The 12,901-nt window shown below is 64.6% G+C and carries 14 protein-coding genes and 2 pseudogenes; 7 read left to right on the top strand and 9 right to left on the bottom strand.

From position 1 onward, the window contains the following. Positions 1-96 precede the first annotated feature (96 nt). A complete protein-coding gene (locus tag JGU72_RS05580) occupies positions 97-1,137 on the top strand; it encodes an LLM class F420-dependent oxidoreductase (RefSeq protein ID WP_199682700.1) in 1,041 nt (346 codons plus the stop codon). Here JGU72_RS05580 and JGU72_RS05575 read toward each other — a convergent pair. From JGU72_RS05575 to JGU72_RS05550, 6 genes are all read right to left on the bottom strand, one after another. Next, positions 1,117-1,827 (bottom strand): SRPBCC family protein, encoded by a 711-nt coding sequence (locus tag JGU72_RS05575; RefSeq protein ID WP_199682699.1) that lies wholly within the window; start codon positions 1,825-1,827, stop codon positions 1,117-1,119. The two genes, JGU72_RS05580 and JGU72_RS05575, sit on opposite strands and share 21 nt — an antisense overlap. Before the next feature lie 5 nt (positions 1,828-1,832). Further along, complete coding sequence (locus JGU72_RS05570) at positions 1,833-2,381, bottom strand: ArsR/SmtB family transcription factor (RefSeq protein WP_199682698.1); 549 nt, start codon at positions 2,379-2,381, stop codon at positions 1,833-1,835. 74 nt (positions 2,382-2,455) lie between these two features. Next, positions 2,456-2,782 (bottom strand): cupin domain-containing protein, encoded by a 327-nt coding sequence (locus tag JGU72_RS05565; RefSeq protein WP_199682697.1) that lies wholly within the window; start codon positions 2,780-2,782, stop codon positions 2,456-2,458. Positions 2,783-2,858: 76 nt separating this feature from the next. After that, positions 2,859-3,272, bottom strand: coding sequence for a hypothetical protein (locus JGU72_RS05560; protein ID WP_199682696.1), 414 nt, complete (start codon positions 3,270-3,272; stop codon positions 2,859-2,861). 66 nt (positions 3,273-3,338) lie between these two features. Then, positions 3,339-3,833 carry a dihydrofolate reductase gene (locus JGU72_RS05555; protein WP_199682695.1) on the bottom strand — a complete coding sequence of 165 codons (495 nt, stop codon included), beginning with the start codon at positions 3,831-3,833 and terminating at the stop codon, positions 3,339-3,341. After that, the gene (locus JGU72_RS05550) at positions 3,823-4,581 is read right to left on the bottom strand and encodes a thymidylate synthase (protein ID WP_233531638.1); all 759 of its coding nucleotides are present in this window, start codon (positions 4,579-4,581) and stop codon (positions 3,823-3,825) included. The genes JGU72_RS05555 and JGU72_RS05550 overlap by 11 nt, the downstream gene beginning before the upstream one ends. A gap of 180 nt (positions 4,582-4,761) precedes the next feature. Here JGU72_RS05550 and JGU72_RS05545 point away from each other — a divergent pair, with 180 nt between their 5' ends. The 6 genes from JGU72_RS05545 to JGU72_RS05520 all read left to right on the top strand — a co-directional run bounded on the left by JGU72_RS05545 (position 4,762) and on the right by JGU72_RS05520 (position 9,576). Beyond that, positions 4,762-5,667 (top strand): type IV toxin-antitoxin system AbiEi family antitoxin domain-containing protein, encoded by a 906-nt coding sequence (locus JGU72_RS05545; RefSeq protein WP_307828306.1) that lies wholly within the window; start codon positions 4,762-4,764, stop codon positions 5,665-5,667. 47 nt (positions 5,668-5,714) lie between these two features. Then, a complete protein-coding gene (locus tag JGU72_RS05540) occupies positions 5,715-6,557 on the top strand; it encodes an SDR family NAD(P)-dependent oxidoreductase (RefSeq protein ID WP_199682693.1) in 843 nt (280 codons plus the stop codon). A gap of 5 nt (positions 6,558-6,562) precedes the next feature. Next, positions 6,563-7,258 (top strand): acetoacetate decarboxylase family protein, encoded by a 696-nt coding sequence (locus JGU72_RS05535; RefSeq protein ID WP_233531637.1) that lies wholly within the window; start codon positions 6,563-6,565, stop codon positions 7,256-7,258. A gap of 10 nt (positions 7,259-7,268) precedes the next feature. Further along, entirely contained in the window at positions 7,269-7,994 is a 726-nt protein-coding gene (cobF, locus tag JGU72_RS05530) for a precorrin-6A synthase (deacetylating) (RefSeq protein WP_199682691.1), read from the top strand. A 13-nt stretch (positions 7,995-8,007) separates the two neighbouring features. Then, positions 8,008-8,877 (top strand): Fpg/Nei family DNA glycosylase, encoded by an 870-nt coding sequence (locus tag JGU72_RS05525; protein WP_199682690.1) that lies wholly within the window; start codon positions 8,008-8,010, stop codon positions 8,875-8,877. Between the two features lie 78 nt (positions 8,878-8,955). Beyond that, the gene (locus tag JGU72_RS05520; RefSeq protein ID WP_199682689.1) at positions 8,956-9,576 is read left to right on the top strand and encodes an LppP/LprE family lipoprotein; all 621 of its coding nucleotides are present in this window, start codon (positions 8,956-8,958) and stop codon (positions 9,574-9,576) included. 6 nt (positions 9,577-9,582) lie between these two features. Here the strand turns inward: JGU72_RS05520 and JGU72_RS30570 are convergent. The 3 genes and pseudogenes from JGU72_RS30570 to JGU72_RS05510 form a co-directional block, all read right to left on the bottom strand. Then, positions 9,583-10,818: pseudogene (locus JGU72_RS30570) on the bottom strand (DUF4153 domain-containing protein); the annotation flags it as partial. A 372-nt stretch (positions 10,819-11,190) separates the two neighbouring features. Then, positions 11,191-12,192: pseudogene (locus JGU72_RS30565) on the bottom strand (HAMP domain-containing sensor histidine kinase); the annotation flags it as partial. Then, positions 12,189-12,890: a response regulator transcription factor gene (locus JGU72_RS05510; protein WP_199682687.1), complete on the bottom strand. Its 702-nt coding sequence runs from the start codon at positions 12,888-12,890 to the stop codon at positions 12,189-12,191. The pseudogene JGU72_RS30565 and the gene JGU72_RS05510, both read right to left, overlap by 4 nt. Positions 12,891-12,901: the final 11 nt, after the last annotated feature.

The raw sequence follows: 12,901 nt of genomic DNA, 5'->3' as shown, positions 1-12,901 counted from the left end.
CGCCACGATAGAGCGTCGCCCCGTTGACAGCGTCGGTTCGCCCACGGTTTACGGTGTATGACAACGGACGGATCGTCCGAGCGAAAGGTGACTGACATGCGTATCGGGCTGACCGTCAACTACGCCAGTGGGTTCAGCGAGATGGCTGCCGAGGTTGTCGACCTCGAGCAGGCCGGACTGGACATCGTTTTCGTCGCGGAAGCGTATTCCTACGACGCGGTGAGTGCCCTGGGCTTTCTCGCGGCTCGGACGTCGCGCCTGCAACTGGCATCCGGCATTTTGCAGATCTATACCCGGACGCCGTCATTGACAGCCATGACAGCTGCCGGCCTCGATTTCGTGTCCGACGGCCGGTTCGTGCTCGGTCTCGGCGCATCCGGACCGCAGGTGATCGAGGGCTTCCACGGAGTGCCCTACGACGCACCCATCGGCCGGACTCGCGAGATCGTCGAGATCTGCCGGAAGGTGTGGCTGCGCGAGCGCCTCGAATACGACGGCAAGTACTACAAGATCCCGCTCCCCGCCGACCGGGGAACCGGACTCGGAAAATCGCTGAAGCTGATCAACCACCCTGTCCGCGAACGTATTCCGGTCCTGCTGGCGGCCTTGGGTCCCAAGAACGTCGAGCTCACCGCAGAGATCGCCGAAGGCTGGCAACCGATCTTCTTCAACCCCGAGAAGGCGCAGGATGTCTGGGGGACTGCGCTGGAAAAGGGTTATGCCAAGCGCGATCCCGCGCTGGGTCCGCTAGAGATATTCGCTGGCCCAGCACTGGCAATCGGCGAGAATGTCGATCACCTACTGGAGTGGGTGAAGCCGCACCTCGCCCTCTACATCGGTGGCATGGGCGCAAAGTCGAAGAACTTCTATCACGAGCTCGCGACGCGCTACGGCTATGGAGCCGAAGCCGACCGGATCCAGGATCTGTACCTGAGCGGCAAGAAAGACGAAGCGGCGCGGGCGATTCCGGATGATCTGGTGCGATCCATCTCTCTGATCGGCCCCGCCGGTTACGTGAAGGAACGGATCGCGGCATTCGCCGAGGCAGGCGTCACCACGATCAACGTCGCGCCACTTACCTTCGACGCCAAAGAGCGGTTGCAGATGGTCGAGCAGCTACGCGGGCTGATCGACTGACGTCGAGGCATCCCACCAGGATTGCCATTTCTGCTGCAGCGCTGCGTGTTCGGCATCGTCGAGACCGTAGGTCGTGAGAATGATCATCGAACCGCCGTGTGGCCGTTGCGCATTGATCGGTTGCTTGGCTACGACGAGCAGTCCTGGTCCGGCGTCGTCCACACTCACGGCGGTTTGATTGGCTCCGACCAGTTGGACCGATCCGCTGAAACCGAGATCGGACCGGTGTCCATCACCTACCGACAATCCGTTCAGGTGCAGCGTGTCTCGTACGTCGGCGTCGTCACGCAGGCGACCCTCCAGCATGAGGGTCCTGCGTTCGGCGAGGCCGTGCCGCTCGATGCCGAACTGGAGCTGAGCGAGAAACGACGTCCAGCCTTCGGTGATGTCGTCGTACCAATCGTCCCATTCCGGTGTGGTGCCCTTGGGCGCCCTGGTGATCCGTACGACGGTGCCGGCGTCCGAGGGGTGGAGGGAGAATTCGTCCTCGTTGTCGGTGCGGAATACGTAGTTCGCCGCGTCGTCGAGGGATACCGATTTGCGGTAGATGAAGTCGACTTCTTCTTCCAGTCCTTCGACGACCCAGCCGTGCCAGCGGCGAATCAGATCCGGATCACGTAACGCCTGCCAGACCACCTCGGGGGCAGCCGCGATCGTCACTTCGATTGTCACACCATTGGATTCGGTCATCCAGATCACTCCTTCGGCATCGGGTAACCGGCAGCAAGGATGCGAAACGACCTGCCGGTGGGAGAGTCGAAGCGCTCGATAACCTCTGCCATTGCGGACGCGAGCGCCTCGGTGAAGCTGTTGACGTCGCCTGGATCGGCGAAGCGAATCTCGGATTCGAGCGTGTATGTAAGCAGTCTCGTTCCGCCGCGATCGGCTGCGGCCTGCATCCGCGCGACGTCCCGGACGACCGCCGACGCGGCATTGACAAGGTGGTCGGCGGCGTGGCGAGCATTGTCGAGATTGTCTGGGGCACTGAGGATATCGGGATCGATAACGTATGTTCGCGCGCGTAGTACGCGCTCGGTGAAGCCGCGCCGGCGTCGTGTCTCGACCAGTTCGATCAGCCCGGCCTCTTCCAATTGCCGCAGGTGGTAGCCGAGTTTCTGGCGGGGCACGTTCATCTCCGCCGCAAGTTCGATAGCCGACGCAGGCTCGCGCAAACGCTCGAGGAGCGCGCGGCGCACTGGCGTGAGTGCTCGCCGCAACTGCTCCGGATCTCCGACCAACTCCACGTCGCCATCGTCTAATAGACAAAAGAATTTGTCAATTAGCGGCCAAAGGAACAGCCCCTCGGGAGGAGGGGCTGCTACTTGGCGACAGTGAGCAGGAAGGCGACGTCCTCGAGTGCTTCCACGCTGTGCCTCGCGTTCGGGACTACGAGCAGGTCGCCCGTCGAACCCTTCCAGATGTTCTCGCCGCTGATCAGCTGCAGCTTTCCGCTGAGAATCAAAAGGGTGGATTCGCCACTGTTGTCGTGCTCGGCCAGGCTCTGGCCTGCGGACAGACCTACGACGGTCTGCCGCAGACTGCGGGAATGGCCGCCGTAGATGGTCTGCGAACTGCGGCCGCTGGACGCCGTACTTGCCAACTTGAGCTGCTGGCGTGCGACGGCGGTCAGTGACTTCTTATCCATGTGATGCCTCTCCCGGGGCTGTGGGGAAGGACCCTGCCTTAGGAGTATGACGCACATGACGAGGACCCGGCGGAGGTTATCGGCTAACGGATAGGCGACGGCTGCGCAGGCCCAACCACTGCAGTGCCGCGAAGCCGCCGACGACGCCCGCCTGCATGGCGGTCCAGGCTGTTCCCAGCGTGGTCAGCGACGGTGCTTCGATAGCGAAAACGATGCTGGCCGTTGCCCAGACGGCGTTGCCGCCGATGACCAGCGCAACCGCGGGGCGGCTCGGCTGCTGCTGCGACCCGAGTACCCAGACGGCAACGCCATAGGCCAGCAGGAAGAGTCCGATCGCGCGAAGGAATCCGGTCTCCGGTCCGAGTACGTCGTCGAGCAATGTTGCCGCGACGAGGTAGGCGACGCCGTTAGCGGCGGTCACTACGGCGTCGAGCTTCAAGGCGAACTGCAGCAGCGTCATGTGGGTCTTGTTCTCGATCGTGGCGATCATCGCGGTGCCTCCTGTTGTCGGTTCGTTGACAACTCGAAGCTTCGCCGGTCGAGGTAGGCCGGACAATTACCTGACAGGTAAGTACGTGAGGAATCGGTACCGGGTGCCGGACTGCGTGGAGGATTGCCACGGGGCGTCGTCGTGCCGCCAGTTCGGTCCGATTCTGGGCGCATACGCGTCGCCGTCGATCTCGGCGTCGATCTCGGTCACTGCGAGCAGGTCGGCGAAAGGCATTGCTGCCGTGTATAACTCACTGCCGCCGATGATCCAGACGTCGCCGTCGACCGATTCCAAGGCCTGCTCGAGCGAATTTGCGACGTCCGCGCCGTCGGCCGTCCACGTCGGTTGGCGGGTCACGACGATATTGCGCCGCTCGCGCAGTGGCCGGAACCGAGGGGGCAGGGAGTCCCAAGTCCGGCGGCCCATCACAACGGGGTGGCCCACCGTCCGAGCTTTGAAATAGGCCATGTCCTCGGGGATCTGCCACGGAATCGTGCCGGCACGACCGATGACGCCCGCGGTCGTCTGAGCCCAGATGAGGTTGATGCGCCTAGACGGCAACGGGTGCCTTGATCGGCGGGTGGTGCTGGTAGCCGACGATCTCGACGTCCTCGTATGCGTAGTCGAACAGCGATTCCGCCTTGCGCAGCTTCAGCTGCGGAAAGTCGAACGGCTCACGCTCGAGTTGAGTGGTCACCTGTTGAACGTGGTTGTCGTAGATGTGGCAATCGCCGCCGGTCCAGATGAATTCGCCGGGCTCGAGGCCGGTCTGTTGGGCGACCATATAGGTCAACAGGGCGTAGCTCGCAATGTTGAACGGAACGCCGAGGAACAGGTCGGCGCTGCGCTGGTACAGCTGGCAGCTCAATTTGCCGTCGGCAACGTAGAACTGGAAGAACGCGTGGCACGGAGCCAGCGCCATCTGGGGAATGTCGGCAACATTCCACGCCGACACGATGATGCGCCGCGAATCTGGATTGCTGACAAGGGTTTTCAGCACTTCGCTGATTTGATCGATGTGCTCGCCGCCCGGCGTCGGCCAGGAACGCCATTGCACGCCGTAGACGGGACCGAGCTCGCCGTCGGCGTCGGCCCATTCGTCCCAGATCGTAACGCCGTTGTCCTGCAACCACTTCACACTCGACTCCCCGCGCAGGAACCAGAGCAGCTCGTACACAATGGATTTGAGGTGGACCTTCTTCGTGGTGATCAGCGGGAAGCCGGCAGCGAGGTCGTAGCGGAGCTGATGTCCGAACACGCTGCGCGTGCCGGTGCCGGTCCGGTCGGCTTTCACCGCGCCGCTCTCCATGACACGCCGGAGCAGATCTTCGTATTGGGTGTCGGTCGCCACGGCCCCAGTTTACGGTCGCGTCTGCGGCCCGTCCGGGAGGCGGGTCGAAACTGTGCGGATTCGCCCGAAAAGCGGGTGGAACTGCACAAACTTGGCGCATAACGGAACCGCACTCCGGGCAACCGCGTCAAACCGCCCGTGACATCGAGAAAAGTCAACGCGGTCATGGCCGCACAAGATGGAGTCGTGACGCTGGCGCAAGCGGTCCACGCGGGCATGTCGGAATCTGCGGTGAGTCGACGCGTCTGCGCCGGTGACTGGCGACGTCTGTCGAGCGGGGTCTATCTGCGTGCGGACAGGGCCTACGGACCCGCTGCGAGGCTTCGCGCTGCGGTCTTCGCTGCAGCTGAGGGCGCGATTGCCTACGGTCCGAGTGCGGCATGGTGGCGCGGCTTACTCGACAAACCCTCGAGCGAAAGATGGGTCACGGTTCCGGCACGCCGACGGACTCGGCCCCCTAGTGGTGTTCGGATGCGACGCAGGGATCTGGACGCGGCCGACGTCGGCGTCTATCGCGGTCTTTTGGTGACCAACCTGCCGCTGACCGTGCTGGAGTCCGCAGTAGAACTACCGAACGGCTCGGTTTTCATGGATCGCGCATTGCAGAACAATGTTCGCCTGGCGATGCTGCGAGCGGCGCATGAGCGAAATCTCGGACGGTGGGGCAGCGCTCGCGCCGCGGCATTGCTGCATTCGGCGGGCGCAGGCGGCCATTCCGAAGCAGAGCGGATGCTCCATCGGCTGCTTCGGGGGGCAGGGATCATTGGCTGGCGACAGCACGTGAACAGCTGCGGATTCGAGATCGACGTGGCGTTCGGCCACGCCAAGATTGCAATCGAGGTCGATGGCTGGGCATGGCATCGCGATGCCGAACGCTTTGTCCGCGACGCCGAGCGGCAGAACATTCTCGTCAACGCCGGGTGGGTGGTCCTGCAATTCACGTGGCATCAACTGACGCGAACTCCGGAAAAGGTGTTGGCAACCATCACTGCGGCGTTAACGGCGGATTCCGCCCGGAATCCGGTCGGAATCGCACACAATTAGCGAAACAGGCTATTGGCGACCTGCCAATAGCTGTTACTATGAGAGACATGGCGCATTCTTCTCTCAATGGACTGTCCGTTGCAATAACCGGCGGCGGTCGTGGCATCGGTCGCGAGATCGCTGCGGCATTTCTCGGCGCGGGTGCTCGGGTCGCGATCGGAGATATCGACGTAGATGCGGCGCTGGCGACCGCGGCCGAACTGGGCAACGGTGCCACGGGATTCCCTCTCGATGTCACCGACCCGACTGGCTTCGCCGCCTTCCTCGACGGCGCGGAAGCGGCGCTCGGCCCGCTCGACGTGCTCGTCAACAACGCGGGGATCATGCCGATCGGACCGTTCCTCGCGGAATCCGATGCTGTGACCGACAGAGTTGTCGACATCGATGTGCGCGGCGTGCTCACCGGCACGAAGCTCGCCGGGCAACGCTTCCACGCACGCGGCAGCGGTCATGTCGTCAATATCGCCTCGATCATGGGCACCCTCGCGTCGCCGAATGCTGCGTCCTACTGCGCGGCCAAGTACGCCGTCGTCGGATTCGGGCAGGCGCTCCGGCAGGAATGGCGTGGTTCTGGCGTACACATAACGACGATCTGCCCAGGCTTCGTGCGGACAGAACTCATTGCGGGCATGAAGGCGAACAAAGCGATGGAGAAGCTCGCGATGGTCGATCCGGACGCGGTCGCGGCTGCAGTGCTCACTGCGGTCGGGTCCGGTAGGTCGGGCCAAGTGTTCGTCCCCAAGACCGCCGCCGCGTTCGCTGCAGCGTCGAGCACGCTGCCCGGCGACATCCGGGACACGCTGTTCCGCTTGGCCGGTGGCGCGAGCGTGACCGAAACGATGGATCTCGAGGCCCGCGCGGCCTACCAGAAGCGGGTGGAAGGAAAGTGATCGAGATGCGCGCAGAACTCGGTGTTGCAGGAGTGCCGGAGACCGACCTACCCGCGGACCTCGTCGCACGCCTGCCCGAGAACCGTAGCGGCGCACCGTGGGAATGCCGTGCACAGTCACTCGTGTGGACGGGGATCGGCGGCCGGGCAGCGCGCGCGGCCTTGCCGGAAGGTATTCGGGCGCAAGTCGATCCGTTGGCAGTAGTCGGCGGGTTGGTGCGTTACGTCGATACACCGGTCGGGCCGTACGACGAAGTGCTCGGCATAGTCGGGGTCCGCGACGGTGCGAAGGTTCGCGGCAGCGTCACCTTCATGGCCGTCGACTCCGAAGTGAGTCTTGTTGGTGGACGGACGAACTGGGCGATGCCAAAGACCCTCGCCGAATTCAGTGGCGACATCGGCAACGGCGAAACCATGACCGCGACCAGCACGGTCGGAATTCCGTGGCGGGTATCGGCGACGCCGCGAATCATCGCTCCGCCAGTGCCGTTCGTGACGAAGATGAAGGCTGTCCAGCAATTCGCGGACGGTCGCGTAGGGGCATCTGTGCTCGGAGTCAGAGGCAAGATGCGCGCGGCCTTGATCAACGTCGAAGTCGAGTCCGACGGTCCGCTGCCCACCTGGTTGCGCAAGGGCAGGCACCTCGGTGCCGTCGTCGAGTCGATGACCTTCACCCTCGGAGTCCCGGAGCTGTCCACGTAGGCTCCCGAGAATGCGGAAGCTCTATGTGATCGGGATCGGCGCGGGGGATCCAGACCAGGTCACCGTCCAGGCGATCAAGGCGATGAACAAGGTCGGCGTGTTCTTCGTGATCGGCAAGGGCGCAGAGAAGCAGGAACTCGTCGACGTTCGGACCGGAATTCTCGACGAGCACATGGATCGCCCGTATCGCATCGTGGAAGTGCAGGATCCGCCGCGGGACCGCGCACCCGAGAACTACGGCGCGGTCGTGGACGACTGGCACGACCGCCGCGCGGACCTCCTGGCAGCTCGCTTCGCCGAGCTCGGTGACGAGGACGCCGCGATCCTCGTCTGGGGCGATCCGGCGCTGTACGACAGCACGCTGCGCATCGTCGAGCGCGTCCGCGGCCGGCTGGATTTCGACTACGAGGTGATCCCGGGAATCACTGCACCGCAGGCGCTGGCGGCTCGCCATCGCATCGTCCTGAATCGAATCGGGGAACCGATCCACATCACGACCGGCCGGCGGCTCGCCGAGGAAACGGTGACCAACACGGTCGTCATGCTCGACGGTGAGTGCAGCTTCACCAAAGTCGAAGGCGACGTGGATATTTGGTGGGGCGCATATCTGGGGATGCCCGACGAGGAGTTGATCGCGGGGAAACTGCGCGATGTCGAGGGGCACATTCAGCAGCGACGCGCAGAACTTCGTGAGCGCAAAGGCTGGATCATGGACACCTACCTGCTGCGTCGCTGATTACCCTGGAGCTATGCCCGAACTCCCCGAGGTCGAAGCTCTCGCGCAGTTCCTGGAGAAGAACGCGGTCGGCGGTGTGGTCGGCCGGGTCGACATTGCCGCGCTGAGCGTGCTGAAGACCTTCGATCCGCCCATAACCGACCTGCAGGGCAGGGACGTCACGGGCACCGGCCGGTGGGGCAAACACCTCGGTATCGGGTGCGATGGACTGTGGTTGATCACGCATCTGTCCCGGGCCGGGTGGATGCGGTGGATCGACAATCCGAATCCGGCGCCGCCGAAACCGGGCGGAAAGAGTCCGCTCGCGTTGCGTATTCATCTGTTCACCCCCGAAGGCGCGATGCCGGCAATCGATTTCACCGAGGCCGGAACCAAGAAGCGCCTTGCGGTCTGGCTCGTCCGCGATCCGCAGGAGGTGCCCGGGATCGCGAAGCTCGGTCCGGATGCACTTGCTGTCAGCGAAGCCGAATTCGCGACGGTGCTGAAAGCGACGTCGCAGCGGGTCAAATCCGCACTGACGGACCAGATGGTGCTCGCGGGCGTCGGCAACGCGTACTCGGACGAAATCCTGCACACCGCAAAGATCTCGCCCTTCGCGACGACGGGAACCATGTCCGCGGAGAAGCTCTCGGCACTCTACGGCGTGATGCGGGAGGTGCTGACCGACGCGGTCGACCGGTCTGTCGGGCAGGACGCCGCGCGGCTCAAGGGCGAGAAGCGGTCCGGCATGCGCGTGCACGCCCGCACCGGATTGCCGTGTCCGGTGTGTGGCGACACGGTGCGCGAAGTCGCATACGCGGAGCGCTCGTTCCAGTACTGCGCGACCTGCCAGACCGGCGGAAGAGTGTTGGCCGACAGAAGGATGTCGCGACTGCTCAAGTAGGGCGGTGTTAACGCTCCGGGCTCCTTCCGCCATTCCCTTGATGTGCGTCGGCACAGGTCGGGGAGGAACGAGGAATCCATGAAGAACGTGGTCCGAGCGCTTGCGCTCATCGCTGGTGCTGCGGCAGTCGTTGCGGGTTGTGAGACGGAAAGCGGTTCGCCGAGCGCCGCGGAAACATCGCGGGCGGCGGCGACCTCTATTGCGGCGGCCTCGACCACGGAGGCTCCTTCCGAGAGCGAAACGGCAACAACGACTTCCGCGTCCGCAACCACGACCGCCGACACCGCGAGCAATACGAGCGGCGACGGCCTGTGCGTCGATCCAGGTTCGGCAGGCGTCCTCGATGCAATCGCGACCCTCCCGTCGACGAACGACTGGGCAATCGAGGACTCGAGCGAGGCGACGATCGGCGACTGCCCGGAACTGGGCTGGATCACCGTGAGCGGCGGTGCGTCGGCGGCGGCACCCATTCACGTGCTCTTCTTCCACGACGGCACCTATCTCGGCACTGCGACGTCGGAACCCTACGCCTTCACCTACGTGTCGGCCGAGTCTGCCGACACCATTTCCGTCGACTACAAATGGCTCGCCGGCGACGAACCGTTCTGCTGCCCAGCGGGCGGTCCGGCGACGATTCCGTACACCTGGGACGGGTCGCAGGTCGTAATGACGGTGCCGCTGCCGGACGAGGTGCGGTAAACGGGGTCAGTGCGCCGCTGCGCGAATCGCGGCGCAGTCGTCCCAGGTCGGCAGTTCGAGACCGCGGACCGCGTCCGCCGACCGGGCACGACCGAGGTTCCATTCGAGCGCGTCGTGGGGTTCGTTGCTACCGGCTTTGTCGAGCAGGATGCACATCGCGAGGTCACGCGGGAGACCCGCCACGATCGTCGGCACGGCATCGTCGCCCAGGGTCCCCAAGTAGACGGGGTCGATCTTGCCGGTGTCGTTGTAGCGGTCGATATTGCGCTGCGCGACCCACGCCTCCGGGTTTGCAAGGCCGATCGCGAGGACGAACGCCGCGCCGGAAATCAGCGCCGCACGCGGCACCCACGCCGCGGCCGACTGCAGTCTGGCAATCAGCACGAGGACGAGCAGCAGACCGAGCCACAACTCGAAGGCGATGACGAGCAGGCGCAGCACTGTGAAGCCGTATGCCTCCTGGTAGACGTTCATGCGGAACAGCGCTGACGCGACGACTATCAGTGCGAGCGCACACAGCAACCCGAGGACGACGCGCTGGGTGAGCAACTCTCCCGCGGTCTCACGCGGAGCCTTGCGGGCCGCGATGGCAACCGTCACGAGGGTTAGGAACGTGATCAACGTCAGCTGTCCGAAACCTTGATGGACGTATTCGGCGTAGGTGAGGCCGGTCGTGCGTTGCACGTAATCGTGCCCACCCCACATCGCTGTCGCTTGTGCCGCAACGAAAGCCACGAAGATCGCAATGACGAAGCCGACCGGCACAAGCCACTCGAAGGGCCGGGAAACGCGTTTGCCGCCGGGGAGCGCAAGTCGATTGATCTGCGGCGGATTGATCGCGACGTAGCACGCGGTCAGCACGAAGCCTGTGACGACGAAGCCGACGAACGTGCGCAGCACGAGACCGTCCGCTTTGATGTTCGGCAGCACAGCTTCGGCCCAGGAACCGAAAACGGCGTCGCCGGAAGCGAACAGTCCGCCGAAGAGAACCAGGGCGAGCAGTGAAATCACGGCCGTCCGGGCTACGGGCCACAGGATCGAAAACCTCGACATGGCAGCGAGTGTCCGGCCGAGCAACGGCAGTCCGCGGATCGCGGCGAAGCCCCAGGACAGCCACCCGCCAGCGATGGACATGATGCCGCGCGCATCGGTGAGCGCCGACATGACGAGCAGTCCGGCGATCGCCACCGCGATGAACGACAGCCAGCCCGCCGCCCGCAGCACCAGCATGGACGAAAGGCCAACCGCGACAACGGCAAGGACGATCGTCCATGGCGCGCGTCTGCGTACGGATGCATAGAAGACGAGCGCACCCGACGACAGCAAGACCAGCAACGTGCCTAGCCCAGCGTCACGAGCGGGCAGGATCAGGGCCCCGGCCGCTCCGATCCCCACCGAAGCGAGAACGAATCCCGGGCGAACTGTCCGATCGCGCTCCGGCCAGAGGCTGCCGAAAAGCGAGTCGACAAACGGTGGCGGCGGCACTGGTTTCGCGAACGGCGGTGGGGGTATCGGCGACTGAACCTGCGACGGTGCTGCGGACATCGGGCTCTCCTTGGTTGCTGGCGGCTTCGGTGCTGTGGGTGCATCCGGGTGGACGGTTGTGCGCGGTATGCGGGGCAGGACAGCTCGTACTCGGGCTCCCGGCCGGTCAGGGTCTGTCGGCACGACGGCGATCGATCCACCGTGCAGCTCACACACCCAGCTGGCGATGGCGAGGCCGAGGCCGGTGCCCCCACCTGACTCGTCCCAGGTGCCGAAGCGGTCGAAGACGCGCTCGGCGCGCTCGACGGGAATGCCGGGACCCTCGTCGGATACCTCGAGCGCCCAGCGGTCGGAATTCACGGAAAAGCAACGGACAGTGACGGTCCCGCCGTCTGGACTGTGGCGCACGGCGTTGTCCAGCAGGTTCGCGACCACCTGGGCGAGGCGTCCGGCGTCCGCCTCGATGGCCAGGTCCGATTCGACGTCGGTCTCGACGGTGATCAGCCGATTACCCGCCCCCGCCGCCCGAGCTTCGTCGGCGCCCTGTTCGAGCATTTCCGCGAGGTCGATCTCGACGATTTCGAGCTGACGCAGACCGCCTTCGACGCGACTGAGGTCCAGCAGGTCCGAAACCAGTGCGCCCAGCCTTTCGGCTTGTGCGAGGGCAGGACGGAGGGCCTCGGCGTCCGGTGTGACGACGCCGTCGACCAGGTTTTCCAGCAAGGCCAATTGGGCGGTCAACGGCGTGCGAAGTTCGTGCGAGACCGTCGCGATGAGTTGGCGGCGTTGCTGGTCGACGTTTGCGAGGTCGGCTGCCATCGTGTTGAAGGCTCGGGCCAGTTCGCCGACTTCGTCCAGCGATGTGGCAGTGACCCGGCGTGAGTAGTCACCGGTTGCCATGACTGCTGCTGCCGCTGTCATCTCGCGCAGTGGCGAGGTCATGCCCCTGGCCAGCCAACCGGTGACGCCGACCGCTGCTGCGACCGTCACCGGGAGTGTCAGCCATGCTGGAACGTCGGCACGGTCGCCGACTTCCGACACGACCGATGCCGTGATGATGCTGAGGCCGACGAGCACGCCGAGCTTGACCTTGATCGAGCGGAAGCCGTCGAGGGGACGTTCGGTGTTCACGACTCGACAACCAGCGCATAGCCGACACCGTGCACGGTCCGCACGCGGTGCCCACCGATCTTGGCGCGCAACGCTTTCACATGGCTGTCGAGAGTCCGGGTTCCCGCCGCATCCGACCACCCCCAGACGTCGCGCATCAGCTGGTCACGCGAACGGACGATGCCGGGTTCGGTTGCCAGAGCCAGCACGAGGTCGAACTCCAGCGGTGTCAGGTGAACATCGACGCTGTCGACCGTCACCCGGCGCGCACCGCGGTCGATCGACAGTCCGTCGACCGTGAGGATGGGCAGACTCGAGGACGTCATCGCCTGAGCGCGTTCGACGCGGCGCAGCAGTGCCCTGACCCTTGCGACGACCTCGCGCATCCGGAAGGGTTTGGTGACGTAGTCGTCTGCGCCGACCGCCAGCCCTACCAGCAGGTCTGTCTCGTCGTCGCGTGCCGTGAGCATGAGGATCGGAACCGGTCGCACCGCTTGGATCCGGCGGCAGACCTCGAGGCCGTCGAAGCCGGGCAGCATGACATCGAGGACGACGAGGTCCGGCAGCTGTTCGTCGTGGGCAACGACGGCACTGGGACCGTCGAATGCCCGCAGGACCCGAAACCCCTCGGCGCCAAGACGATCCGTCAGGGCTTGATTGATGGTCGGGTCGTCTTCCACGACGAGAACGGTCGGCGTATTGCCGGGCGCTTGGTTCATGCCCTGAGACT

This window comes from Antrihabitans auranticaus (assembly GCF_016481275.1).
GTDB lineage: Bacteria > Actinomycetota > Actinomycetes > Mycobacteriales > Mycobacteriaceae > Antrihabitans.
The sequence above is the reverse complement of the archived record's forward strand: the minus strand, read 5'-3'. Positions and strand labels throughout refer to the sequence as shown.

Excerpts from the sequence above, each read along its gene's own strand:
- JGU72_RS05580 (WP_199682700.1), top strand. The coding sequence starts at position 97 with ATGCGTATCGGGCTGACCGTCAACTACGCCAGTGGGTTCAGCGAGATG.
- JGU72_RS05575 (WP_199682699.1), bottom strand. The coding sequence starts at position 1,827 with ATGACCGAATCCAATGGTGTGACAATCGAAGTGACGATCGCGGCTGCC.
- JGU72_RS05565 (WP_199682697.1), bottom strand. The coding sequence starts at position 2,782 with ATGGATAAGAAGTCACTGACCGCCGTCGCACGCCAGCAGCTCAAGTTG.
- JGU72_RS05560 (WP_199682696.1), bottom strand. The coding sequence starts at position 3,272 with ATGATCGCCACGATCGAGAACAAGACCCACATGACGCTGCTGCAGTTC.
- JGU72_RS05550 (WP_233531638.1), bottom strand. The coding sequence starts at position 4,581 with ATGGAGAGCGGCGCGGTGAAAGCCGACCGGACCGGCACCGGCACGCGC.
- JGU72_RS05540 (WP_199682693.1), top strand. The coding sequence starts at position 5,715 with ATGGCGCATTCTTCTCTCAATGGACTGTCCGTTGCAATAACCGGCGGC.
- JGU72_RS05535 (WP_233531637.1), top strand. The coding sequence starts at position 6,563 with ATGCGCGCAGAACTCGGTGTTGCAGGAGTGCCGGAGACCGACCTACCC.
- cobF (WP_199682691.1), top strand. The coding sequence starts at position 7,269 with ATGCGGAAGCTCTATGTGATCGGGATCGGCGCGGGGGATCCAGACCAG.
- JGU72_RS05525 (WP_199682690.1), top strand. The coding sequence starts at position 8,008 with ATGCCCGAACTCCCCGAGGTCGAAGCTCTCGCGCAGTTCCTGGAGAAG.
- JGU72_RS05520 (WP_199682689.1), top strand. The coding sequence starts at position 8,956 with ATGAAGAACGTGGTCCGAGCGCTTGCGCTCATCGCTGGTGCTGCGGCA.
- JGU72_RS05510 (WP_199682687.1), bottom strand. The coding sequence starts at position 12,890 with ATGAACCAAGCGCCCGGCAATACGCCGACCGTTCTCGTCGTGGAAGAC.